This window comes from Dactylosporangium maewongense (assembly GCF_039531485.1).
GTDB classification, from domain to species: Bacteria; Actinomycetota; Actinomycetes; order Mycobacteriales; family Micromonosporaceae; genus Dactylosporangium; species Dactylosporangium maewongense.
Window position 1 is genome coordinate 425,776 of the sequence record NZ_BAAAQD010000002.1, and the last position, 21,851, is coordinate 447,626.

A 21,851-nucleotide genomic window follows, 5' to 3' on the forward strand; every position below is an offset into this window, starting at 1 on the left:
GATAGCCGTTTGGCAGGATCGGGGGCATGAGCACGCACATTGGCGCTGAGCCGGGCGAGATCGCCGAACTTGTCCTGATGCCGGGGGACCCCCTGCGGGCCAAGTGGATCGCCGAGACGTTCCTGGAGGGGGCGTCGTGTTACTCGACGGTGCGGAACATGTTTGGGTACACGGGGACGTTCCGGGGGACGCGGGTCAGCGTTCAGGGGTCCGGGATGGGGATGCCGTCGGCCAGCATCTACGCGCATGAGCTGATCAACGACTACGGGGTGAAGTCGCTGGTCAGGGTCGGGAGCTGTGGGGCGCTGGTCGAGTCGCTGCAGCTGCGGGACGTGGTGGCGGCGATCGGGTCGAGCACCGACTCGAACATGAACCGGGCCAGGTTCGACGGGCTGATCGACTACGCGCCGGTCGCGGACTTCGGGCTGCTGCGCGCGGCGGTCGACGTGGCCGAGGCCAAGGGCATCACCATGCGGGTCGGGCCGATCCTGGCCGCGGACGCGTTCTACACGGACCGGCCCGACCTGTACGACAAGCTCGCCGACTACGGTGTGCTCGCCGTCGAGATGGAGTCGGCGGCGCTGTACACGATCGCCGCGCGGTTCCAGGCGAAGGCGCTGACGCTGCTGACGGTCAGCGACCACATCAAGACGGGCGAGCGGACCTCCGCGCAGGAGCGGGAGCAGACGTTCAGCCAGATGGTCGAGATCGCCCTCGAGGCGATCGTCAAGTAGCCGACACCAGGGCGAGCGTGGGCGAGAGCCGGGCGGCCCGCACCGCGGGCGCCAGCCCGGCCAGCACGCCGACGATCAGCGTGGCGACCAGCGAAGCGCCCACCGCCCACAGAGGCACCACCGCAGGCCAGGACCGCAGCAGCGCGTAGAGGACGGTCACGGCGGCGCCGAGCAGCGCGCCGCCGAGGCCGCCGAGCAGCGACAGCAGCAGCGACTCGGTGAGGAACTGCAGCCGGATCTGGGCCCGCCGGGCGCCCAGGGCCCGGCGCAGGCCGATCTCGGCGCGGCGCTCCAGCACGGAGATGACCATCGTGTTGGCGACGCCGACCCCGCCGACCAGCAGCGCCACCGCGCCGAGGCCGAGCAGCAGGCCGGTGAACGCCCGGTCCACGGCGGAACGGGCGGCCAGGGCGTCCGACGGGCGGGAGACCTGCACCTCGTTAGGAGCCGAAGGGTTCGCGGTGGCGGCGAGGACCGACGCCACCGCGGTCACGGCGTCCGGGCGGGTGCGGGCGTAGATCGTCGTCGGGTAGCCGTCGAAGTCGAGCTGGGCGGCCGCCGACCAGCTGATGAGCGCAGCCGTGTCCAGCGCGGGCGCCAGCGGTACCGGCGAAAGAACCCCCACGACGGTGAACCACCGCTCTCCCAGCCATACGCGCAGCCCAGGGGACGAGACGCCGAGCAGGGACGCCGTCCGCGAGCCCAGCACCACCACGGGCGCGGCGCCGGAGCCGAGCCACGAGCCCGACGCCACCGCGCCGCCCACGGTGGGCAGCAGCGAAGGTGACGCCGCCAGGACGGCGATGCCGCCCGTCGACGAGGCGGGGATGCGGTCCGTGCGGTACACCCGCGCGGACGCGACCCGCCCGGTCGAGGACACCGAGGTCACCGGCCCGATCCGGGACACCATCGCCGGCGCCGACGACGGCAGGTGCGACTCCTCGCCGAAGAACGACTTCCCGGGGCCGACGGTCAGGAGGTTGGTGCCCAGGGCGTCCAGCGACCGGTCCAGCGACGCCCGGCTCGACGTGGAGATCCCCACGACGGCCACCATCGCCGCGATCCCGATCGCGACACCCAGCGCCGACAGCACCACCCGCAGCGGCCGCGTCCGCAGCCCGGCCGTGCCCACGCGCACGACATCCAAGAACGAGAGCCTCACAGGATCCTCCCGTCGCGCATCCGCACCCGGCGGGGCAGGGCGGCCGCGATGTCCAGGTCGTGCGTGATCACCACGACGGTCGTCCCGGCGGCGTGCAGCTCGCGCAACAGCGACAGCACGCCGGCACCCGCCGCGGTGTCGAGGTTGCCGGTCGGCTCGTCGGCCAGCAGCAGCGCCGGCGAGCCCACGACGGCCCGGGCGACCGCCACCCGCTGCCGCTCGCCCCCGGACAGCTCGTGCGGCCGATGCGTGGCCCGGTGCCCGAGCCCGACCCGGTCCAGCGCCACCAGGGCGAGCCGCCGCCGATCGGCGAGCCGCACCCCCGCGTAGAGCAGCCCGTCGGCGACGTCGTCGACCGCGCGCACCCCGGCCGCCAGGTGGAACTGCTGGAAGACGAAGCCGATCGTCGTCGCCCGCAGCCGGGACAGCCGGTCGTCGGGGAGCGTCCCGACATCGAGGCCGTCGATCGAGACCGAGCCGCTGGTGGGCCGGTCCAGGGTGCCGATGAGGTTGAGCATCGTCGACTTCCCGGAGCCGGAGGGACCCACGATCGCGAGCATCTCGCCGGCCTCGACCGACAACGACACGCCGTCCAGTGCCGTGATGCCGCCGGTGTACGACTTCCGCACGTCCTCCAGGCGGATCATCCGGCGGTCCCGACGGTGAGCCCCTCGCGGACGTCGGGGCCCGAGACCTCGACCCGGCCCGCGGCGAACAGCCCGGTGGTGACGGCGACCGTGCGCATCGCGGGGCCGTCGACGAGCTGCAGCCCGTAGCCGCCCTCGGCGAGCGCGACCAGCGCCCCGACCGGCACGATGAGCACGCCGTCGCGCCGCTGCGAGACCAGCGTGACGTCGACGGGCGCCGACGAGTAGGCGCCGAGGGCGTCCTGGGACGGCAGCGTCACGGTGACGTCGACGGTCACGATCGACGGCGGCCCGGGCTGCACGGTGGCGACGGCGCCGATCGCGGTGATGGTCCCGGGCACGGTGGCGCCGTCGGGCAGCTTCACGGTGGCCTGGTCGCCGACCGAGGCGAGACGCTGCTTGGTGACGTCGAGCCTGACCGTGACCTGCCGGGTCCGCCCGGTCCACTCCAGCAGGGGGCCGGTGGCGTTGTCGCCGAGGTGGGCCTTGACGGCGCCGATCCGGACCGGCCCGGGCGCCATGACGACCCGGCCCAGCTCGACGACGCCGGTCTCCGGCAGGCCGAGCCGCTCCTGCCAGTCCCGCACCGCCGACGCCGTCGAGGACGTGAAGGAGTCGTCGGCCGTGAACCCCTTGAAGCCGAGCGCCGAGAGGTTGCGCTCGAACGCCGCGACGTCCGCGCCCGAGTCGCCCGCGCGGAGCGACCGGTGCAGCGGCGCCGCGTCGTACATGAGCAGCACCGGCAGGCCGTCGACGTGCAGCAGCGGCTGGCCGCGCTCGACGGTGGCCCCCTCGGCGGGCAGGCCGGTGACCATGCCGGGCAGCCGGCCGGTCACGGTGGTCGCGGGGCCGAAGTCGAGGGTCCCGTCGACGTCCTCGGTCTCGGTGAGCGTCCCGCGGGTGATCTTCGTCGTGGCCGCCGGGGGACGGTCCGCGGCCGGCGCCGGGTCGCGGTCGAGGAGCACCCACCCGCCGGCACCGGCGAGCGCGAGGACGGGCAGGGCGATCAGCAGGGTGCGCCTCACCGGCCCACGACCCCCTTGCACGCGTTCGCCGCCTCCTGGAAGCCGGGCTTGCCGACGAGCTTGACCATGTCGCCGACGCCCGTCGCGGGGTCAGGGTCGGGCATGTCGATGCCGTGCTCGCGCATGCACCTGGCGAACTGGCGGGCCTGCTCGAGCTGCTCGGGGGTGAGGTTGCTCAGGGTGCCGCCGTTGGGCAGCAGCCGCTGGCAGGCCGGCATCGCCTCGGCGACCTTGTCGCGGTTGACGCCGGGGCCGAACTCCAGCCTGCCGTCGGGGCCCGGGTCGGGCACCTCGACGCCGTGCTCCCGCATGCACTGCGCGAACTGCCGGTTGGCCTCGGCCTGGCTGATGGACGGCGACGCGGACGCGGCGGCGCCGCCGCCCGCCGTGGCCACGGACGGGCCGGTGGTGGACGAGCAGGCGGCCAGCAGCAGCGCCGTCGTCAGCAGGATGCGTCTCATGCGGGCAGCAGACGCCTCCGGCGATAAACGGGCCGTGAGCATGCGGGCTTATCCCGGGCTTACGCGGCGGGCGGGCACCATGGATCGCGTGCGGGTACTGGTGGTCGAGGACGAGCAGCTGCTGGCCGACGCGGTCGCCGAAGGGCTGCGCCGGGAGTCGTTCGCGGTCGACGTCGCCTACGACGGTGACGGCGCGCTGGAGCGGCTCGGGGTAAACGAGTACGACGTGCTGGTCCTGGACCGGGACCTGCCGTCGGTCGGCGGCGACGACGTCTGCCGGTGGGTGAGCGCCGAGCTGCCGGAGACCCGGATTCTGATGCTGACGGCCGCCTCCGCGGTCCTCGACCGGGTCGAGGGGCTGTCCCTCGGCGCCGACGACTACCTCGGCAAGCCGTTCGCGTTCGCCGAGCTGGTCGCGCGGGTCCGGGCGCTCGGCCGGCGGGCCAGGGCGGCGACCCCGCCGGTGCTGGAGCGCGGCGACCTGCGCCTGGACCCCAACCGGCGGGAGGTGTTCCGCGCCGGGCGTTACGTGGCGCTGACCCGCAAGGAGTTCGCGGTCCTGGAGGAGCTGCTGCGGGCCGGCGGCGCCGTGCTCAGCGCCGAGCAGCTCCTCGAACGCGCCTGGGACGAGCACATCGACCCGTTCACCAACGTGCTGCGGGTGACGGTGATGACGCTGCGCCGCAAGCTCGGCGACCCGCCGGTGATCGAGACCGTGGCCGGCGTCGGGTACCAGATCCGATGAACAGACTGGGGATCCGGACGCGGTTGACCGTCCTGTACGGCGTGCTCTTCCTCCTCGGCGGGACGATCCTGCTCGGCGTCACCTACTTCCTGGTGCGGGAGAACATCCACCAGCGCGGCGCCGGCACGGCCGCGGACCTGCCGGCCGAGATCAAGATCGGCAACGTGGCGGTCAACGAGTTCGTCCAGCAGCTGGCGGCGCGCCAGGCGCGGATCGAGCAGGACACCCTCGACGCGCTGATCACCCAGGGCTCGATCGCGCTGGGCGCGGTGACGGTGATCGGCGTCGGGTTCGGCTGGCTGATGGCGGAGCGGGCGCTGCGGCCGGTCGGGCGGATCACCGAGACGGCGCGCCGGGTCGCCGGCGGCAGCCTGCACGAGCGGATCGCGCTGCAGGGTCCGGCCGACGAGATCAAGGAGCTGGCGGACACGTTCGACTCGATGCTGGAGCGTCTCGACGGCGCGTTCGACGGGCAGCGCCGGTTCGTGGCCAGCGCCTCGCACGAGCTGCGCACGCCGCTGACCATCAACCGCACGCTGATCGAGGTCGCGCTGGGCCGGCCGTCGCCGCCGCCGGAGCTCGTGCACCTCGGGGAGACGCTGCTCGCGGTCAACGCGCGGCACGAGCGCCTGATCGACGGGCTGCTCACCCTGGTGGCCTCGGAGCAGGCGCTGACCGTGCACGAGACGGTGGACCTCGCGGAGATCGCGCGGCACGTCACGGCTGGTGTCGCCACCGACGTGTCGCCGGGCGCGGCGCCGACCGTCGGCGACCCCGTGCTGCTCGAGCGGGTGGTGCAGAACCTCGTCGACAACGCGCTCGCGTACAACGTGGAGGGCGGCGACGTGTGGGTGCGCACCCGCACGGCCGGCGCCTCGGCGGAGCTCGTCGTGGAGAACACCGGCCCGGTGATCCCGGCCTACGAGGTGCCGCGGCTGTTCGAGCCGTTCCGCCGGCTGCGCGGGCGCACCGGGTCGGCGCAGGGCACGGGGCTGGGCCTGTCGATCGTGCGCTCGGTCGCGGTCGCGCACGGCGGGCGGGTCGACGCGCGGCCCCGCGACGGCGGCGGGCTCATCGTCACGGTGACCCTGCCCACACACAAACTAACCGATCGGTCGGTCGTTTAGTTGGTACCGTCGGGGGCGTGCCCACCGTCGACGGCCGCCTGGCGCGCGGCGAACGAGCCCGCACCGCGACCCTCGACGTCGCGGTCGCGCTCGCGACCGAGTCCGGCCTCGACGGGCTGTCGTTCAGCCAGCTCGCGGAGCGGGCCGGGGTCAGCAAGTCGGGCCTGTTCGCGCACTGGTCGACCAAGGAGGAGCTGCAGCTCGCCGCCGTCGCCCACGCCTCGCAGCGCTTCACCGAGGTGGTCGTGCGGCCCGCGCTGCGGGCGCCGCGCGGCATCCGCCGGCTGTGGGCGCTGCAGGAGAGCCGGCTCGCCGACATGGCCAGCGGCGCCCTGCCCGGCGGCTGCTTCTTCACCAACGCGCAGTTCGAGTTCACGGTCCGGCCCGGCAGCGTCCGCGACGCGCTGAGCGCCGCCCTCGCCGACTGGCACACCCTGCTGGAGCGGCTGATCACCGAGGCGGTCGAGCTCGGCGAGCTGCCCGCCGACGTCCACCCTCCGCGGCTCGCGTTCGAGCTCAACGCGCTGGGCACCGCGGCGGTCTACGAGTCGCGGCTGCTGCGGGCGGAGGAGATCTACACGTATGCGCGGACGGCCGCCCTGGAGCGGCTGCGCGCCCTGGCCCTGGTCCCGTATCTGGAGGCGCTGACATGACCACCACCGTCCTGCCCGGCCACGTCGCCCCGTTCGTCGTGCACTTCGACGACCTCGACGCGATGGGCATCGTGCACAACGCCCGCTACGCGGTGTTCCTGGAACGGGCCCTGTCGCAGTGGTGGGCCGAGCGCGGCCACTCCTACGCCGGCGGCCGGCCGACCACGCCGGACGTGATGCACGCCGTCGCGGAGTACTCGATCTCCTACAAGGCGCCCGTCCGCGGCACCGGCGAGATCGGCGTCCACTTCTGGATCGAGACGCTCGGCGAGACGAGCGCCGTCTACCGCTTCCGCATCCTGTCCGCCGACGGCCTGACCGTCCACGCGGAGGGCCGGCGCGTCAACGTGAAGCTCGACCCGCGCACGCTGCGCCCCGCGCCGTGGAGCGAGGACGCCCGCACCCACGCGAGCACTTTGCTCAGTTCCTGAAGGTCGTCGCCGATGCGGTCCGGTATCGATCGCCGGGACGGAAGGTGCCTTCACCATGCAGCGTCGGTCCGACATCCACGTGACCGTGCCGCGGGGGCGGCTCACCGGCCTGCTGGCGGACCTCGGCCTCAACGCGCGCAACGCCCTCGTCGTCGGCGTCGTCGCCCTGGCGGCGCTGGTCATCGGCACCGCGTCGCTGACCACGATGCTCGGCATGCGCAGCGACGTACGCACGATCAAGGCGCACCACGTGGACAGCCTCAGCACCTTCTCCGAGCTGCGCGGCGACATCGGCCTGCTCTACCGCACCGTGCTGGTCTACATCCTGACCAAGTCCGCACCGGCGCCGGACGCGCAGCGGCTCGCGGCGGCGCGGGAGGAGATCACCAAGGCCGACGCCCACACGGACCAGAACCTGGCCGAATACCGGAAGGCCGCCGAGGCCTCACCGGCCCGCCTCGCCGCCGCCGACGAGCTCGAGAAGACCATCCTCGCCTACCGGCAGCTGCGCAACGCCGCGTTCCTGGGCGAGGGCGCGGCCGCCGCCGGCTCGCCCGTGCCGGCCGCCCAGCAGCAACAGCAGGCGGAGCGGATCGAGTCGGCGTTGCTTGCGGCGGTACAGAAGGTGCAGGACCTCGAGCTGTCCGAGGCGGAGGCGCGGTCGGCGCAGGTCGAGGCCCGGTTCTCCGATGCCCGCACCACGATGATCGTGGCCTACACCGTGGGCATCCTGCTCGCGCTGATCCTGGCCGTCTGGGCCGCACGGCTGACGAGACGCCAGCTGTCGAGCGTGTCGGCGGCCCTCGGTGCCGTCGCCGCGGGTGACCTGACGACGTCCGCGGAGGTGCGCGGGCGGGACGAGCTGGGCCAGATGGCCACCGCGGTCAACGCGGCCCGCACCGGGCTGCGCGACACCGTCTCCTCGCTGACCGCCGGCTCCCGGACGCTCGGCCAGAACACCTCCCGGCTGACGTCCGTCACCAAGCTCCTCGCCGGCAGCGCGTCGGCGGCGGCCCGGCAGGCGGGCCTGGTCGCGTCGTCCGCGGGCAGCGTCTCCACCAACACCCAGGCCGCCGCGGCCGGCGCCGACGAGATGGACGCCTCGATCCGCGAGATCGCCCGCAACGCCAACGATGCCGTCACCGTCGCCGCCGAGGCGGTCAGCGTCGCGGCCACCACCACCAACACCGTGTCGCAGCTCGGCGCGTCGTCGGCGGAGATCGGCAACATCGTCGCGACGATCACCGCCATCGCGACGCAGACCAACCTGCTCGCCCTCAACGCGACGATCGAGGCGGCCCGCGCCGGCGCGGCAGGCAAGGGCTTCGCCGTGGTGGCCAGCGAGGTGAAGGACCTGGCGCAGGAGACCGCCCGCGCGACCGGCCAGATCTCCGAGCAGGTCAGCGCCAGCCAGGTCGACACCGCCGAGGCCGTCGAGGCGATCAGCCGCATCAGCGAGATCATCGCGCGGATCAACGAGTATCAGCTGACGATCGCCGCGGCCGTCGAGCAGCAGAGCGCCACCACGAAGGAGATGAGCCGCAGCGTCGCCGACACCGCCGACTCCTCGACCGACATCGCCACCAACATCACCGGCGTGGCCGACGCGACCCAGCAGACCACGACCAACCTCGCCGAGGCCGACGCGGCCGTCGCCGACCTGACCCGCCTCAGCGACGAGCTCCAGCAACTGGCCGGCCGCTTCCGAACCTGACGCGGCGGCGCGCAGCGCTGCCGCAGGGGCGCCGGTGCCGCCGGTGCGTTGCCCGTGCATCGACGCCGCCTGTGCGTCAGGGCCGCCGGCGCATCGTGGGGCCCCGGGTGTCACGACCGCCGGTGCGTCGGCGTTGCCTTGGCGTCAGCGCTGCTGGTGGAAGAACGTCCGGAGCAGGGTCGCGGACTCCGCCGCCAGTACACCTGCCAACACCTCAGGACGGTGGGTCTGCCGGCGGTCGCGCAGGACGTCCCACAGGGAGCCCACGGCGCCGGTCTTGGGCTCCCACGCGCCGAAGACCACGGTGCCGACCCTGGCGAGCACGAGGGCGCCGGCGCACATCGTGCACGGCTCGACGGTGACCACCAGGGTGCAGTCCTCCAGCCGCCAGGCGCCGAGGCGCACGGCGGCGCGGCGCAGCGCCAGGAGCTCGGCGTGCGCGGTCGGGTCGCCGGTGGCCTCCCGCTCGTTGTGGGCGGCGCCGAGCTCCGTGCCGTCGGGGCCGAGGACGACCGCCCCGATCGGCACGTCGGCGCCGGCCGACGCGGCGACCGCCAGGGCCCGCCGCATCGCCGGCTCCCAGCGCTGGTGCAATGCCTCAGGCCTCGCGCAGCTCTTCGATCTCGTCGCCGGCACCGATCGCCTGGCAGATCTCCGCGGTCAGGTCGGCCGGGAGCATGCCCTCCTGGGCGCACAGCTCCAGCAGCCGCCCGCCGGGCAGCCCGAGGTCGGCGAGGAGCTCCGGATCGCCGACCGGCTCGATGTCGGGCTCGGCCGACGGCCGCTCCTCGTCATCCTCCTCGTCGGTGTCGGCCTCCTCGTCGACGATCTCCGGCAGCTGCTCCTCGATGTCGCCGAGGAGGATGGCGCCGAGGCGCGACTCGGCGGCGAAGATGGAGTCGGAGCCGAAGATCCGCAGATCCTCGCCGTCGTCGAGGCGCAGGATCACCAGATACGCGTCGTCGGACTCGACGAACAGCAGTGACACCGTCGCGTCCGGGTCGGTGTCGCGTAGGCGTTCGGTGACCTCCTCGACGTCGGCGACGCCACTGAGGTCGAGCTCGGCCGCGGCCCAGCTCTTGGAGCCGCGTGTGACAGCGGCAGCGAAGTGCGACACGGTCCCCCCGGTCGGTGTTCGTCGTTACCCGAGAACACTATTCGAGCAGATCGGCGGTTGGCGCAGGGCTAGTCGGCGAGTCGTCGGCGAGTCGCGATGAGCTCGCGGATCCGGTCGGCGCGGAGACGGCGTGGATGGAGCCGCTCGCGAAGCGCTTTCGCGTCCGCGAGCTCGACCAGCAGCGCGAGCCGCCGACGACGCCGCTCAGGATCGAGCCGCTGCAGCCTCAAAGCCATGTTGCTGAGAGTGATCCTCGCCGCAATCCACGTCAAGCCCGCGCGGGAAAGTCCTTGTGCCAGCTACCGAACGTGTTCGGCCGACGCTTTTCAGCGGTGCTCGCGCCTCACCACAGGACCCAGTCGCCGCCGGCGAGCCGGTATGCCACGACGATGCCGGCGATCGCCACGGCGATGCCGCTGGAGACCGCCACGCCCACGGCGACGCCCCGGTCGCCGAACCTCGCAAGGATGAACGACGCCACCCAGGCGAGCACCCCGGCGATGATCGTCAGCCAGATGTACCCGCGGGCGCCCGTGGCGAGCAGGCCGAACAGCAGCATCCAGGCGGCCCCGGCGGCGGCGCCGGCGGTGACCATCGGGCTGCGGACCGGCAGCGGCTCACGGTACGTGGGCCGAAGCGGCCCCTGGGAGACCACGAACGGCGGTGGCCGCAGCACGCCCTGCCAGGCGCCATAGGACGCGGCGGGGGTGAGCGGGCGGGTGGCGCTCAGGCGTGGTGGGGGCCCGATGACGGGTGGCCCGCTGGCGCCCGGCCACGGCCGGCCTGCCGTGAGGCTCGGCGCCCCGTGCGGGGGCGGCGGGACGGGATGGGAGCTGCCGGGCAACCCCGGCATGACCGGCTTGGGCCCGCCGGGCAATCCCGGCGCGACCGGTTGAGGGCTGCCGGGCAGCCCCGGCGCGACCGGCTGGGGGTTGTTGGGCAACGCCGGTGCCGGGCTCGCGGGGCGCGACGCGTCCGGCGAACTCCACGGCGACTCGTTCACTGCCACGAAAAAGAGCTTAGCCCGGCCGTCCCAGAGGGACGACCGGGCTGCGCAGCGACCTACCGATGTCTGGTCCGAATTCCTAGCCGAACAGGGCGATCCGCTTCTGCGTCACGCCGCCGATGGTGGTGAACTCGCCGCCGGCGACGACCTGGCCGAGCGCCTGGTTGGCGGCCATGGCCCGCACCCCGGCGACGCCGTTGCCCTGCGGCGCCCAGTCGAGCAGCTTGCCGCGGTCGTCGATCGCGGCGAGTTTCACCCGCGACACCGACCCGTCGGTGCACGCGCCCTGCGAGCCGTTGCTGTTCGTGGTGCATGCCTTGTCGTAGTGCCCGCCGACGTACGCGACGCCGTCGAGCACCGTGACCGCCTGGACGTCGCCGTCGAAGACCCGGGTCCACCGGGCCTTGCCGGCGGTGGTGTAGGCGACCGCACGTCCGCCCTGCCCACCGATGCCCGCGTAGACGCCGTCCGGGCCGACCGCCACCGCCAGCACGATGGCCGACGGCCGCGGCATGAAGGTCTTGTCCAGCTTGCCGTCCACCGAGTCGACCGCGGTGAGCCGCAAGGCGTTGCTGACCCCGTTGGTCTTGTGGAAGGAGCCGCCGAGGTACACCCGGCTGCTCGTCACGGCGAGCGCCTCCACCTTGTCGTCGGTGGTCGGCGCCCAGTCCGCGTCGAGCGCGCCCGTCGCGAGGCTGAACGCGGCGAGGTTGGTCCGCTTCGCCGTGTCGATCGTGCTGAACTTGCCGCCGACATACAGGCGGCCGCTGCCCACCCCGAGGGTGACCGGAGAGCCGGACACCTCGTGGCTGAATGTGGTCACCGCGCCGGTGGTCGCGTCGAGCCCGGCGAGCGAGTCCCGCTTGACCCCCGCGACCTTCGAAAAGTCACCGGCCGCATACACAGAGTTACCGTCGACCGCGAGTGCCCGGACCGTGTTGTCGGCGACGGGGGCCCAGTCCAGCAGCGCGCCGGTGCGGGTGTTGATCGCCGCGAGCCGGCTCCGCGCGATGCTCTTGCCATTGACGATCGCCTTGCTGAACGATCCACCGACGTAGACGGTCCCGCCGTCGGAGGAGTAGGCCACGGCCCAGACGGTGCCGTCGAACGACGGCGACAGCAGCGGTGTCTTCTCGACCACCGCGGCGTGCGCCTGGCCGCCGCCGGAGAGCCCGTAGACCGCCGTGGCGGCGGCCGCCACGAGGGCGGTCCTCACGAATTGCCGGAAAAGTCGCATGTGAGCACGCTAACGGGTTGTAACCGCCCAAATAGGAATGAATCGGCTCCTTAAGGCTGTTCGGTGGTCGTCCCGAGCCGAACGGGTGATCGGCAGGTGTGCGAGAGTTCCGCAGTGCGTGATGCGACGTTGAACGTGGCGGTGATCGGGCTCGGACTGATCGGCGGATCGGTCCTGCGTGCCCTCGCGGCGCGTGGGCACCATGCCACCGGCTACGACGCCGACCCCGCCACCAGGGCGACCGCCCGCACCGCCGCGGCTCAGGCGCCCGCCGACGCCCGCTGGCACGTCACCGCCACGGTCGCCGACGCCGTCCGCGACGCCGATCTCGCGGTCGTCGCCGTGCCGCTCCCGGCCGTCGGGAGTGTCTTCGACGAGCTGGCGTCGCTGGCGTACGTCGGCGTCGTCACCGACGTCACCTCCGTCAAAGGCCCCGTCCGCGACCTCGCCCTCGACCGGCTCCGCACCGGCGGGCAGGCCCTCGCCACGTTCATCGGCGGGCACCCCATGGCCGGCCGCGAGACCTCCGGCTTCACCGCCGCGGACCCGCGCCTCTTCGACGGCTGCGCCTGGGTGCTGTGCCTTGAGGAGGACGGCGCCGGCCTGCGGGACTGGATCGAGCTCGCCGCGCTCATCACCGGGCTCGGTGCCCGGGTCGTCCCGGCCACCGCCGAGGAGCACGACCGCGCGGTCGCGACGATCTCCCACGTACCGCACCTGGTCGCCGCCGCCGTCGCCGCCCGGATCGCCGCCGACCCCCTGGCGGGCACGCTCGGCGCCGGTTCGTTCCGCGACGGCACCCGGGTCGCCGCCGCCCGCCCCGAGCTGACCGCGGCCATGTGCGGCGGCAACGCGGAGGCGGTTCTGGACGCCCTCGACGCGGTGCTCGCCGACCTGGCCGCCGCGCGGGCCGCCCTCGACGGCGCGGACCCGATCACGACCCTGGTGCCGTGGCTGACGCCCGGCCACGCGGCCCGGCAGGCGTGGCCGCCCACGCCGGGCGAGACCGCCGACCTCCCGGCCCGGGCCGACGTCCTGCTGCGGCTGGGACGGGTCGGCGGCTGGGTCTCCGCCGTCGCCGACGACGGCAAGACGGTGCGTGCCGTCCGACCAGCTATGTGATTGTGCTCTCATTCGCCGTCGTTCTCTGGTACGCCTAGCTGTAACCGTCCGTACACGGCTGGTTGCGTGACAGCCACCCGTGGTACGTCAATCTGCGATATAGCTGGTTGAAGTCTGGCGATCTGTGAGGCACCTCATCCATACTGGTAGGGCGGATGGACGGCCAGAGTCTCCGGTGGGGGCCGGAATTGTGATCGACAGCCGACTCTGACTACGCGGGGTGATTCACATGCGGATGGGGACCCGCCGAATACCTCGCGGCACGGACGACCGCGATTGACTTGCCCGACAGGGAGGGGGAGCAATGTCAACGACGGTGTATTACCGAAGTACCGACCTGATGATCACTGAGGAGATCTTCGCCCTCTGGTCGCCGGAGCCGCAGGTGTACGTGCTGGACGAGGTGCAGGGGGTGCACGTCGTCCGCGGTTCGATTCACCCGGCCCGGATCGTTCTCATGGTGCTCGGAGGTCTTGCCGTCCTCGCGGTGCTCGTCGCCTGGCCGCTGATCGATTCGGCCGGCGAGTTTCTGTTCGCGTTCGCCGCGATCGTCGCGCCGCCGATGGTCGGCTCGACGTCGCGGGCGCTCACCCCCCGGACGCTGCACCTGGTGGGTCACCACCTGGGCGTGCCGGTCACGTTGTTCAGCTCCTCCGACATGCTCGTGTTCGGTCAGGTCAAGCGAGCCTTGATGCGCGCGTTCGAGGCCCGTTCCCGCAGCATGGACCGGCGCGATCTGGCCGGCTATGACGAGGCCTTCCGGAGACTCAACCAGACCCTCTAGTGGCCTGGGTGATCGTGCCGCCTGCGATTTGCAAAACGCAGGCGGCACGATCGTTGCCTTTTGGCCCCGGTTTGCGCATGAATGAGGCATTCACACATGCCAAACTCATGCAAATCGATGAAATCTCGGTGGCGCCGCTTGTGACCGTCCGTATCCTGGAGGGCAGGTCCAAAGGGAGGAGGACCCTGTGGCCGACGGTGTGAACGGGCTGACCTGGCGGAAGAGCCGGTCCTGCGCAAGTGCCGCCTGCGTCGAGGTGGCGCGGGCCGAGGACCGCTTTCTGGTCCGCGATTCGAAGAATCCTGAAGGCCCTCGCCTGGGATTCGGCGCCGACGATTGGGCATCGTTCATCGGGGCGGTGCGTGAGGGGCGAATCGAATGAGCCGGTGAGGTTGGGCGCTGCGGCGTCTTGAACGTTCGTCGCACTCAACCTCACCATTCGTTATGTCAAACGGACGTCGTGAGCGCGCCGGTCTTGATGCCGGTGATGAAAGCGCCCCACTCCGCCCGGTCAAAGGTCAGCACCGAGCCTGCGGCATTCTTCGAATCGCGGACGAAGAATGAGCTCGAGTGTTCTGCGACCTCGACGCATGCCGAGCTGGCACACGCCTGGCTTCTGCGCCACACAAGTGGCGCCACAGTAGGCTGCACTATACTTCTTTCCTCTCGGAAAAGGAGTCGACACCTCAGGCTTGAGGTGCCCTATCCCGCAGGTTCGCGTCCTGGGGAGTTATGAATGGCGAGGAGTTCGTGGGCGCGACTCTCGATCATTTCCTTGCTGTGGGTCTCGTCATACGACGCGTGCCAGATCTTGTCCCATTGGACAAGATGCCGCTGCAGACTGACGGCGTCGTCGATGATTTCGTCCCGGGTGGCGTTTTCGCGATAGAGAACCGCATGGTCGAGATCTTCGGAGCCGAGATAGAAAAGATCCCAGTTTCCGATGGCGATGTTGAAGACGGTGAATGGTGCGACGCGAATTGTCAGCCAGCCCTCGTTGATGACGTCGAGCACGGCGGACAACTGGCGGCCCAGCACTTCCGGAAGGCCGAGGGTCCGGCGAAGCACTGACTCGTCGAGCAGCAGATGGACGTTGGGTCGGCCTCTTCGCTGCTCAAGGACCTGTCGACGCTGGGTCCGCGTCTCGATGCGCGCCGCGATCTCGTCTTGTGTGAGGTCGTCGACGAAGAACTCAAGTAGAACACGCGCAAATTCCGGGGTCTGCAGGAACCCCGGAAAATACGCGGAGTAAAAGAGCCGCATGGAGCTGGCTTCGGCCTCGTAGCTGAACCACTGCTTCATCGCCGGCGTCAGCATTCCAGCGTAGCGCTTGTGGTCCCACCACTGCTGCCGCTGCTTTGATGCCTTGGCGGCCTGCACGAGCTCGTCGACGCGTGCTCTGTCGCGAATTCCGAGGTGGCTCAGCAGAGGGCGCAGGTCATTCTGCGAAATGGTGACCTCGCCGCTTTCGATGCGCATCACCTTGGACAGCGACCATTCCATGGCCTCGGCTACCTGCGACTGGGTGAGCCCCTTCGCCGTCCGCGCGTCCTTGATAGCCAAGCGGACGGCGCGGCGGGCCACGGCGGGAGTGTCACCCGGTGCCATGTCCAGCCCCTCCAAGGGACGTATGCCTACCAGCGACATTGCAGGTAGGGAGCCACTTCGTGACGCTACGCGCAGACGGTTGGGCGGATGTGGTGAATGCCAAAATACAGGCTATACCGCGCACCGACCTCCGGGGAGGTCGCCTGCGGGTGGCTCGCACCGTCCGCCGCCCCGGGGATGGTAACGACAGGCCATCCACCAGGTAGCGATATTGCAAGTTGCACTTCTGCATCATCTTGATGAACCCAAGATGCCGCGCGCGAGTCCGTCGGCTCGCGCGCGGTCATTTGGGGCCTAACTACGTGCTGCTTTGCTCTGCTCCAGGGCGCGGATGAGTGCGCGACGGACCTGTCCAAAGGTCCGCGAGTCGGTGGTGATGAAGAGCCGGACGTCGTTTGCCCCGTAACCCGCGCGAATCTCCAGCTGCGGGCGAAGTGAGGGCGATCCGTGCCGGACGATGTAGGCAGCTCTGAGGTCCCTGATCCGGAAGCGGACAGGGCGTGGGCGGAGGACAGAAAAATGGTCGCTTGTGACCAGGATGTCCGGACTCCGGTAGAAGGTGCGCATCTCCCTTTCCCTCTCGGTCTTGCGGAGGGGTGCAGGATGCGCAAGGATTGCTGTGGGTATCACCGCTGACCCTCCGCGTAGTCGTAGAGGTGGAAGCGATCACAAACAGCACCCGGTGGCCGCCGGGTGCTGTTGTGTTTTCTCGCCCCCTAGCCGGCTGGCCATGCACTCATGGTCGCATGTGGTGTCACAGGGCGCCAGGTCCCAACCAGCTATATGGCAGATTGAGCGTGAAGACTGCCTGTCGCGCGGGGGGCGGCGCGGTGTCGGCTCTTCGGGTGGTCCGCCGTTCGGGTGGGTCTTGTTCCGCCCTCGACCGTCCTCGGATGAGCCTGGGCGCCTCTCGGTGGGCTCCCGGGGTGACTCCGGGGTGAGTCCTGAACGCCTCCGGTGTGGGCCCTGAACGCCTCCGGTGTGGGCCCTGAACGACGAACGCCGGGCCGCCCTGGTGGGGCGTCCCGGCGTTTTGCCTGGTCAGACCGGCGGAGGATACGAGATTCGAACTCGTGAGGGTTTTATCCCAACACGCTTTCCAAGCGTGCGCCCTAGGCCTCTAGGCGAATCCTCCGTGCGCCAGGATACCCATGCCTCACGGGCTCCGCGCTACGGGGTATTGTGTTCCTCAAGCCACTCGTGCGGCGTCATCTTACGAACCTCCCCAGGGCCGGAAGGCAGCAAGGATAAGTGAGCTCTGACGGGTGCACGGGTGGCGCCTTCATGTCCGGGCCCCGGTCGGTCGCGGCGCAGCTTTTTGTCGGTGCCTGGGGGTACCGTGGTGCCGGCCCGATTGAGCGAGGCGAACGGAGGGACCGCTGGTGGCGCTCGCGCTCTACCGCAAGTACCGGCCTCGCACGTTCGCCGAGGTGATCGGGCAGGAGCACGTCACCGAGCCGCTGTCGCAGGCGCTGCGTTCGGGGCGGCTCAACCATGCCTACCTGTTCTCCGGCCCTCGTGGCTGCGGCAAGACCAGCAGCGCCCGCATCCTCGCCCGCTCGCTCAACTGTGAGAAGGGCCCGACGCCCGACCCGTGCGGCGAGTGCGACTCGTGCCGCGCGCTCGCGCCCGACGGCGCCGGCTCGATCGACGTCATCGAGATCGACGCCGCCAGCCACGGTGGTGTCGACGACGCGCGCGACCTGCGGGAGCGGGCCTTCTTCGCGCCGGTCTCCAGCAGGTTCAAGGTCTATGTCATCGACGAGGCCCACATGGTCTCGTCCGCCGGCTTCAACGCGCTGCTCAAGCTCGTCGAGGAGCCGCCGGAGTATGTGAAGTTCGTCTTCGCGACCACCGAGCCCGAGAAGGTGCTGGGGACGATCAAGTCCCGCACCCACCACTACCCCTTCCGGCTGATTCCGCCGGGGGTGCTCCGGCCCTATCTGGAGCAGCTGACCACGTCCGAGGGCGTCAAGGTCGAGCCCGCCGTCTTCCCGCTGGTGGTCCGCGCCGGCGCGGGCAGCGCCCGTGACTCGCTGTCGGTCCTCGACCAGCTGATCTCCGGCGCCGGCGCCGACGGCGTCACCTACCAGCGGGCCGTCTCGCTGCTCGGCGTCACCGACGTCGCCCTCATCGACGAGATGTGCGACTCGCTGGCCGCCGACGACGGCCGTGGCGCCTATGGCGTGATCGACCGGGTCGTCGAGGCCGGCCACGACCCGCGGCGCTTCGCCTCCGACCTCCTCGAGCGGCTCCGCGACCTCATCGTCCTGCAGCAGGTGCCCGACGCCGTGGCCAAGGGTCTGCTCGACGCGCCGCACGACCAGCTGGAGCGGATGGGCGCCCAGGCGACCCAGCTGGGGCAGGCGACGCTGTCGCGGTTCGCCGACATCGTCCACGACGGGCTGACCGAGATGCGCGGCACCACCGCCCCGCGGCTGCTGCTGGAGCTGATCACCGCCCGCATGCTGCTGCCCGGCGCCGACGACTCCAGCGGCGCGCTGCTGCAGCGGCTGGAGCGCATGGAGCGCCGCCTGCTCGCCGGCGGCGCCCCGGTGCCCGGTCCAACGGCGGCGCCCGCATACGCGCCCGCGCCCGCCCCAGGGCCTGGCCCTGCCTCCGCGGCCGGTTACGCACCCGCGGCGGGTGCTCCCGCTGGGTCCGGTCCTGCTTCCGCGGCCGGTCACGCTCCCGCACAGGCGGAGGGTCACGCCTCCGCGGCCGATCACGGCTCCGCGCCGGCGGCTGGTTCCGCCCCCTCGGCGGCCGGTCATGCGTCGGCGCCGGTTGCCCACGCTTCCGAGCAGGTCGCTGCCGGGGCCGCACAGCAGTCGGCGGGTGGTGGGGCTCCGGTCGCGTATGAGCCTGCGGCCCATCCGACCGCACCCCCGGCACCTCCCGCCGCGCCTCCTGTGCCGCCGCAGCCGGCCCCGCAGGGTGTCGGGGCGCTCGACGCGGGCGCGGTCCGGCGGGTGTGGACCGACGTGCTGTCCCTGGTGAGCGGGAAGTCGAAGAAGGCCGCCGCGATCGTCCGCGAGGCCACGGTGCAGGACGTCGAAGGCACCACGCTCGTGCTCGGGTTCAAGCACACCGCGCACGCCAACATGCTCAACGCCTCACCCGACGTCCTCATCGCCGCGCTGAGCGAGCTGCTCGGCGGCAGGTGGCAGGTCAGGTGCGAGGTCGGCGGCCAGCCCGGCGGCGGTGGCGGCGGCACCCGTCCCACCCCACCCCGCCCGACGCCGTCCGGCCCCGGCGGCGCCCCTCCGGGTGGCCAGGCGCCCGGCGGCGCACCGGGACACGGCGGTCCGTCGGGCGGCGGTCCCGGCGGCGCGGCAGTCCCGCAGCAGGCCGCGGAGGCCTGGCCGACGCCCGCCCGCCCCGCGGGCGACCCGGTCCCCGTCGACGCTCACGCGGGTGGCCCCTCCGGGCACTCCGCTCCGGGTGGCCCGTCAGGTGGCTTCACCCCTGCGAGTGGTCCGTCAGGGGCGTTCGCCCATGGAGGTGGTTCGTCAGGGGCGCTTGGCTCTCCGGGTGGTCCGTCCCAAGCGGGCGACGGCTGGCCCACTCCGGCGGCCGTGCCCGGCACCGGCGGCTCTCACGGGACCCACGCCACGACGACTGTCCAGGCTTCCGACGCAGGTCATGGGGGCGGGCACCCGGCCCAGGGTGGTTACGCGGGTCAGGCCGGCGGGGCGGCGCGCGGTGGTGCGCCTGGTCCTCAGGGCGGTGGGCAGGCGGGTTGGCCGACGCCTGCGGTTCCTGGTGGGGCGGCGCAGCCGGACGGCTGGCCGGCGACGGCCGTGCCCGGTGGGGTGGTTCGCACACCGTCGGGTGGGGCGCTGGCAGATCCGCGCGGCCTGTCCGGAGGATCGGCGGGCGGCGACCAGATGCACGTCAGCGGCGGCGGCCAGGGCGGCGGTTGGCCCGCGATCGCCACGCCAGGTGGTGCGGCCCAGGGGGGTCAGGGGCAGGCGAGCGAGTGGCCCGCGACGGCCACGCCCGGGGGATCCGCGGCGGCTGGATCGGCGCAGGTGGCGACCAGGCAGCCCGGCGCCGGGCAGGCGGCGGGTGCGTCGCCGAACGGTGGTGGCCCGTCCGGGGCAGGTGGCGGTCAAGGAGCCAACGGCGCGCGCACCCAAGGGGGCGCCCGCCAGCAGAACGGCGCACGACCGCGGAGCGCCATCGAGCAGGCGCGCGAGGCGGCGAGCAGGGCGGCGAACGCACCACGGCGGGCGGCCGCGGCGCCGGTGGCCGAGTCGGCGTGGGAGGGCGCGGGGGCGGACGAGCCGCCGTACGACCCGGAGTACGACAGGCCGGTCGCCGATCCGCGGTTTCCCGGGCTGGACCCGGGGGATGAGCTGCTCGACGATGCGAGCTCCGTCCGCGAGTCGAGCGAAGAAGCCGCGTTACGGCTGCTCAGCGAGGCGCTCGGGGCGGAGAAGATCGGCGAGACCACGAGCTGAGCCGGCGGGCGGGGCTTCGAGTGAGACCGGCCGGCCCGCAGGACGACGCGACCGAGGGTCACCGGCCGGGTGGCAGGACAGGCACGGCGGCGGCGGCCCGGCAGGGCGGCACAGCGGCACGGCGCGGCGGCCGAGGGTCACCCGCCGGATGGCAGGACGGTGCGGCGGCCGAGAAACACCGGCCCAGCGGCACGGCAGGACGGTGCGGCGGCCGAGGTGTACCGGCCGGGCGTGCCAGGGTAAGACCAGCTGAGCATTGACCGAATATCGAAGAGGAGCAGATCGTGCGCCCCGGTGGACAGCCCAACCTGCAGCAGATGATGAAGCAGGCGCAGAAGATGCAGCAGCAGATGGTCGCCGCGCAGGCCGAGCTGGCCGAGGCCGAGCTGACCGGCACGGCCGGCGGCGGCCTCGTCACGGCGGTCGTGCGTGGGTCCGGGGAGGTCGTCAGCATCAAGATCGACCCGAAGGCGGTCGACCCGGAGGACGTGGAGACGCTCGAGGACCTCGTGGTCGCGGCGCTGCACAACGCCGCGCAGGCCGCGAAGGATCTGACGGAGCAGAAGATGGGACCGCTGACCGCGGGCCTCGGCGGGTTGGGTGGCGGCCTCGGGCTGCCCGGATTCTAACCGCCGCAGATGTACGAAGGTGCCATCCAGGACCTGATCGACGAGCTGGGCAGGCTGCCCGGCGTCGGTCCGAAGAGCGCGCAGCGGATCGCGTTTCACGTGCTGTCGTCCGACCCGTCGGACGTGAAGCGGCTCGCCCAGGCGCTGACGCGGGTGAAGGAGCTCGTGCGCTTCTGCACCCGCTGCTTCAACGTCGCGGAGTCGGACCTGTGCCGGATCTGCCGCGACCCGCGCCGCAGCGACGAGGTGTTCTGCGTCGTGGAAGAGCCGAAAGACGTCGTGGCGATCGAGCGCACCGGCGAGTTCAGGGGCAGGTATCACGTGCTCGGCGGGGCGATCAACCCGCTCGAGGGCGTGGGGCCGGACAACCTGAAGGTCCGCGAGCTGATGATGCGACTCGCGGACGGCACCTGCAAGGAGCTGATCCTGGCGACCGACCCGAACACCGAGGGTGAGGCCACCGCGACCTACCTGGCGCTGCTGGTGAAGCCGATGGGTCTCACCGTGACCCGGCTCGCCAGCGGCCTGCCGGTCGGCGGCGACCTCGAGTACGCGGACGAGATCACGCTCGGCCGCGCGTTCGAGGGACGGCGGGCGGTCTAGCCCGGGCTAGCCTTCCGGGCGGTTCAGGATGCCGACGGCCACGGCGTGCACGGCGGCGAGGTCGGCGGGGTCGGCGAGGTGGGTCTTGGTGCCGGTCACCACGTACCACTCCTCGGCGTCCTTGTACTGGACACGGACGAGCGCGGCGCCGGTGGCGTCGACCTCGGAGCGCAGGGTCAGCTCGCCGGTGACCACGCCGACCTCGTCGGTCATGACCCCGCCGGGGCCCGCCATGATGTCGGTCGTCAGCGGCGCTGCCCCGCCACCCGCCTGAGCCGCAGCGGGTGCGGCGGCCGGGTCAGCGCCAGCCGCGGCCCCAGCGGGAGCGGCTCCAGCAGCGGCGTCAGCCGGAGCGGCCGGGGTGGCCCCGGCCGCAGTGGCGTCGGCGGGAGGGGCCGCGGCCGGAGCGGCGCCTGCCGGAGCCGGAGCCGCCGCCGGGGTTGAGGCCGGAGTCGAAGCGGGTGCCGAAGCCGCCGTCGCGGGAGCCGCGGCCGGCGTCGGAGTGCCGGCCGGCGCCGCCGGGGTCGCGGCGGGGGCGGCCGGTGCCTGCGGAGTGCCCGGTGCCGCTCCCGGCACCGGT

Annotated in this window: 24 protein-coding genes, 1 tRNA gene and 1 other RNA gene; 13 read left to right on the plus strand and 13 right to left on the minus strand. The window is 72.1% G+C overall.

Features of this window, described 5'->3' with window-relative positions; all coding sequences use genetic code 11:
* Positions 1 to 26 precede the first annotated feature (26 nt).
* Complete coding sequence (gene deoD, locus ABD332_RS08785; protein WP_344501289.1) at positions 27 to 734, plus strand: purine-nucleoside phosphorylase; 708 nt, start codon at positions 27 to 29, stop codon at positions 732 to 734.
* On the opposite strand, the gene ABD332_RS08790 is transcribed toward deoD, so the two are convergent.
* From ABD332_RS08790 to ABD332_RS08805, 4 genes are read right to left on the minus strand one after another with little or no spacing between them, the layout of a single operon-like run.
* Complete coding sequence (locus ABD332_RS08790; RefSeq protein ID WP_344501290.1) at positions 727 to 1,896, minus strand: ABC transporter permease; 1,170 nt, start codon at positions 1,894 to 1,896, stop codon at positions 727 to 729. The two genes, deoD and ABD332_RS08790, sit on opposite strands and share 8 nt — an antisense overlap.
* Positions 1,893 to 2,543 carry an ABC transporter ATP-binding protein gene (locus ABD332_RS08795; protein WP_344501291.1) on the minus strand — a complete coding sequence of 217 codons (651 nt, stop codon included), beginning with the start codon at positions 2,541 to 2,543 and terminating at the stop codon, positions 1,893 to 1,895. Before ABD332_RS08795 ends, ABD332_RS08790 begins: the two co-directional genes overlap by 4 nt.
* Entirely contained in the window at positions 2,540 to 3,568 is a 1,029-nt protein-coding gene (locus ABD332_RS08800) for a peptidoglycan-binding protein (protein WP_344501292.1), read from the minus strand. The genes ABD332_RS08795 and ABD332_RS08800 overlap by 4 nt, the downstream gene beginning before the upstream one ends.
* Complete coding sequence (locus ABD332_RS08805) at positions 3,565 to 4,029, minus strand: hypothetical protein (protein ID WP_344501293.1); 465 nt, start codon at positions 4,027 to 4,029, stop codon at positions 3,565 to 3,567. The genes ABD332_RS08800 and ABD332_RS08805 overlap by 4 nt, the downstream gene beginning before the upstream one ends.
* Positions 4,030 to 4,117: 88 nt before the next feature.
* Between ABD332_RS08805 and ABD332_RS08810 the strand changes: the two genes are divergently transcribed.
* Genes ABD332_RS08810 through ABD332_RS08830 form a run of 5 tightly spaced genes read left to right on the plus strand, consistent with a single transcriptional unit; the run spans position 4,118 to position 8,699 of the window.
* Complete coding sequence (locus tag ABD332_RS08810; RefSeq protein WP_344501294.1) at positions 4,118 to 4,774, plus strand: response regulator transcription factor; 657 nt, start codon at positions 4,118 to 4,120, stop codon at positions 4,772 to 4,774.
* Complete coding sequence (locus tag ABD332_RS08815) at positions 4,771 to 5,901, plus strand: sensor histidine kinase (protein ID WP_344501295.1); 1,131 nt, start codon at positions 4,771 to 4,773, stop codon at positions 5,899 to 5,901. Before ABD332_RS08810 ends, ABD332_RS08815 begins: the two co-directional genes overlap by 4 nt.
* Before the next feature lie 17 nt (positions 5,902 to 5,918).
* A complete protein-coding gene (locus ABD332_RS08820) occupies positions 5,919 to 6,554 on the plus strand; it encodes a TetR family transcriptional regulator C-terminal domain-containing protein (RefSeq protein WP_344501296.1) in 636 nt (211 codons plus the stop codon).
* Positions 6,551 to 6,985 carry an acyl-CoA thioesterase gene (locus tag ABD332_RS08825; RefSeq protein ID WP_344501297.1) on the plus strand — a complete coding sequence of 145 codons (435 nt, stop codon included), beginning with the start codon at positions 6,551 to 6,553 and terminating at the stop codon, positions 6,983 to 6,985. Before ABD332_RS08820 ends, ABD332_RS08825 begins: the two co-directional genes overlap by 4 nt.
* A gap of 55 nt (positions 6,986 to 7,040) precedes the next feature.
* Positions 7,041 to 8,699, plus strand: coding sequence for a methyl-accepting chemotaxis protein (locus ABD332_RS08830; RefSeq protein ID WP_344501298.1), 1,659 nt, complete (start codon positions 7,041 to 7,043; stop codon positions 8,697 to 8,699).
* Between the two features lie 144 nt (positions 8,700 to 8,843).
* On the opposite strand, the gene ABD332_RS08835 is transcribed toward ABD332_RS08830, so the two are convergent.
* From ABD332_RS08835 to ABD332_RS08855, 5 genes are all read right to left on the minus strand, one after another.
* Entirely contained in the window at positions 8,844 to 9,269 is a 426-nt protein-coding gene (locus ABD332_RS08835) for a nucleoside deaminase (RefSeq protein WP_344501299.1), read from the minus strand.
* 28 nt (positions 9,270 to 9,297) lie between these two features.
* Positions 9,298 to 9,816: a tRNA adenosine deaminase-associated protein gene (locus ABD332_RS08840; protein ID WP_344501300.1), complete on the minus strand. Its 519-nt coding sequence runs from the start codon at positions 9,814 to 9,816 to the stop codon at positions 9,298 to 9,300.
* A 68-nt stretch (positions 9,817 to 9,884) separates the two neighbouring features.
* Positions 9,885 to 10,052 (minus strand): hypothetical protein, encoded by a 168-nt coding sequence (locus ABD332_RS08845; RefSeq protein WP_344501301.1) that lies wholly within the window; start codon positions 10,050 to 10,052, stop codon positions 9,885 to 9,887.
* 107 nt (positions 10,053 to 10,159) lie between these two features.
* Complete coding sequence (locus ABD332_RS08850; protein WP_344501302.1) at positions 10,160 to 10,825, minus strand: hypothetical protein; 666 nt, start codon at positions 10,823 to 10,825, stop codon at positions 10,160 to 10,162.
* Positions 10,826 to 10,901: 76 nt separating this feature from the next.
* Positions 10,902 to 12,059, minus strand: coding sequence for an NHL repeat-containing protein (locus tag ABD332_RS08855; protein ID WP_344501303.1), 1,158 nt, complete (start codon positions 12,057 to 12,059; stop codon positions 10,902 to 10,904).
* Positions 12,060 to 12,173: 114 nt separating this feature from the next.
* On the opposite strand from ABD332_RS08855, the gene ABD332_RS08860 reads away from it, so the two are divergent.
* The 3 genes from ABD332_RS08860 (at position 12,174) to ABD332_RS08870 (ending at position 14,347) form a co-directional block, all read left to right on the plus strand.
* A complete protein-coding gene (locus ABD332_RS08860) occupies positions 12,174 to 13,181 on the plus strand; it encodes a prephenate dehydrogenase (RefSeq protein WP_344501304.1) in 1,008 nt (335 codons plus the stop codon).
* 340 nt (positions 13,182 to 13,521) lie between these two features.
* Entirely contained in the window at positions 13,522 to 13,965 is a 444-nt protein-coding gene (locus ABD332_RS08865) for a DUF6232 family protein (RefSeq protein WP_344501305.1), read from the plus strand.
* A gap of 187 nt (positions 13,966 to 14,152) precedes the next feature.
* The gene (locus tag ABD332_RS08870; RefSeq protein WP_344501306.1) at positions 14,153 to 14,347 is read left to right on the plus strand and encodes a DUF397 domain-containing protein; all 195 of its coding nucleotides are present in this window, start codon (positions 14,153 to 14,155) and stop codon (positions 14,345 to 14,347) included.
* 65 nt (positions 14,348 to 14,412) lie between these two features.
* Here ABD332_RS08870 and ABD332_RS08875 read toward each other — a convergent pair whose 3' ends face one another.
* From ABD332_RS08875 to ABD332_RS08885, 3 genes are all read right to left on the minus strand, one after another.
* Positions 14,413 to 14,616: a DUF397 domain-containing protein gene (locus ABD332_RS08875; protein ID WP_344501307.1), complete on the minus strand. Its 204-nt coding sequence runs from the start codon at positions 14,614 to 14,616 to the stop codon at positions 14,413 to 14,415.
* Between the two features lie 51 nt (positions 14,617 to 14,667).
* Positions 14,668 to 15,588 carry a helix-turn-helix domain-containing protein gene (locus ABD332_RS08880; protein ID WP_344501308.1) on the minus strand — a complete coding sequence of 307 codons (921 nt, stop codon included), beginning with the start codon at positions 15,586 to 15,588 and terminating at the stop codon, positions 14,668 to 14,670.
* 1,035 nt (positions 15,589 to 16,623) lie between these two features.
* A tRNA-Ser gene (locus tag ABD332_RS08885) sits at positions 16,624 to 16,708 on the minus strand.
* A gap of 55 nt (positions 16,709 to 16,763) precedes the next feature.
* On the opposite strand from ABD332_RS08885, the gene ffs reads away from it, so the two are divergent.
* The 4 genes from ffs to recR all read left to right on the plus strand — a co-directional run bounded on the left by ffs (position 16,764) and on the right by recR (position 21,271).
* Positions 16,764 to 16,857, plus strand: an RNA gene (gene ffs, locus ABD332_RS08890) — signal recognition particle sRNA small type.
* 98 nt (positions 16,858 to 16,955) lie between these two features.
* On the plus strand, positions 16,956 to 20,039 hold the full coding sequence (locus ABD332_RS08895; RefSeq protein WP_344501309.1) for a DNA polymerase III subunit gamma and tau: 3,084 nt from the start codon (positions 16,956 to 16,958) through the stop codon (positions 20,037 to 20,039).
* Between the two features lie 308 nt (positions 20,040 to 20,347).
* Positions 20,348 to 20,668, plus strand: coding sequence for a YbaB/EbfC family nucleoid-associated protein (locus ABD332_RS08900; protein ID WP_344501458.1), 321 nt, complete (start codon positions 20,348 to 20,350; stop codon positions 20,666 to 20,668).
* 9 nt (positions 20,669 to 20,677) lie between these two features.
* Entirely contained in the window at positions 20,678 to 21,271 is a 594-nt protein-coding gene (gene recR, locus ABD332_RS08905; protein ID WP_344501310.1) for a recombination mediator RecR, read from the plus strand.
* Between the two features lie 6 nt (positions 21,272 to 21,277).
* Here recR and ABD332_RS60025 read toward each other — a convergent pair whose 3' ends face one another.
* Positions 21,278 to 21,847: a hypothetical protein gene (locus ABD332_RS60025; RefSeq protein ID WP_425552163.1), complete on the minus strand. Its 570-nt coding sequence runs from the start codon at positions 21,845 to 21,847 to the stop codon at positions 21,278 to 21,280.
* Positions 21,848 to 21,851: the final 4 nt, after the last annotated feature.

Bases quoted from the DNA above. Each gene is read 5' to 3' on its own strand.
- deoD (WP_344501289.1), top strand. From the start codon at position 27: ATGAGCACGCACATTGGCGCTGAGCCGGGCGAGATCGCCGAACTTGTC.
- ABD332_RS08795 (WP_344501291.1), bottom strand. From the start codon at position 2,543: ATGATCCGCCTGGAGGACGTGCGGAAGTCGTACACCGGCGGCATCACG.
- ABD332_RS08805 (WP_344501293.1), bottom strand. From the start codon at position 4,029: ATGAGACGCATCCTGCTGACGACGGCGCTGCTGCTGGCCGCCTGCTCG.
- ABD332_RS08815 (WP_344501295.1), top strand. From the start codon at position 4,771: ATGAACAGACTGGGGATCCGGACGCGGTTGACCGTCCTGTACGGCGTG.
- ABD332_RS08825 (WP_344501297.1), top strand. From the start codon at position 6,551: ATGACCACCACCGTCCTGCCCGGCCACGTCGCCCCGTTCGTCGTGCAC.
- ABD332_RS08830 (WP_344501298.1), top strand. From the start codon at position 7,041: ATGCAGCGTCGGTCCGACATCCACGTGACCGTGCCGCGGGGGCGGCTC.
- ABD332_RS08835 (WP_344501299.1), bottom strand. From the start codon at position 9,269: ATGCGGCGGGCCCTGGCGGTCGCCGCGTCGGCCGGCGCCGACGTGCCG.
- ABD332_RS08845 (WP_344501301.1), bottom strand. From the start codon at position 10,052: ATGGCTTTGAGGCTGCAGCGGCTCGATCCTGAGCGGCGTCGTCGGCGG.
- ABD332_RS08855 (WP_344501303.1), bottom strand. From the start codon at position 12,059: ATGCGACTTTTCCGGCAATTCGTGAGGACCGCCCTCGTGGCGGCCGCC.
- ABD332_RS08865 (WP_344501305.1), top strand. From the start codon at position 13,522: ATGATCACTGAGGAGATCTTCGCCCTCTGGTCGCCGGAGCCGCAGGTG.
- recR (WP_344501310.1), top strand. From the start codon at position 20,678: ATGTACGAAGGTGCCATCCAGGACCTGATCGACGAGCTGGGCAGGCTG.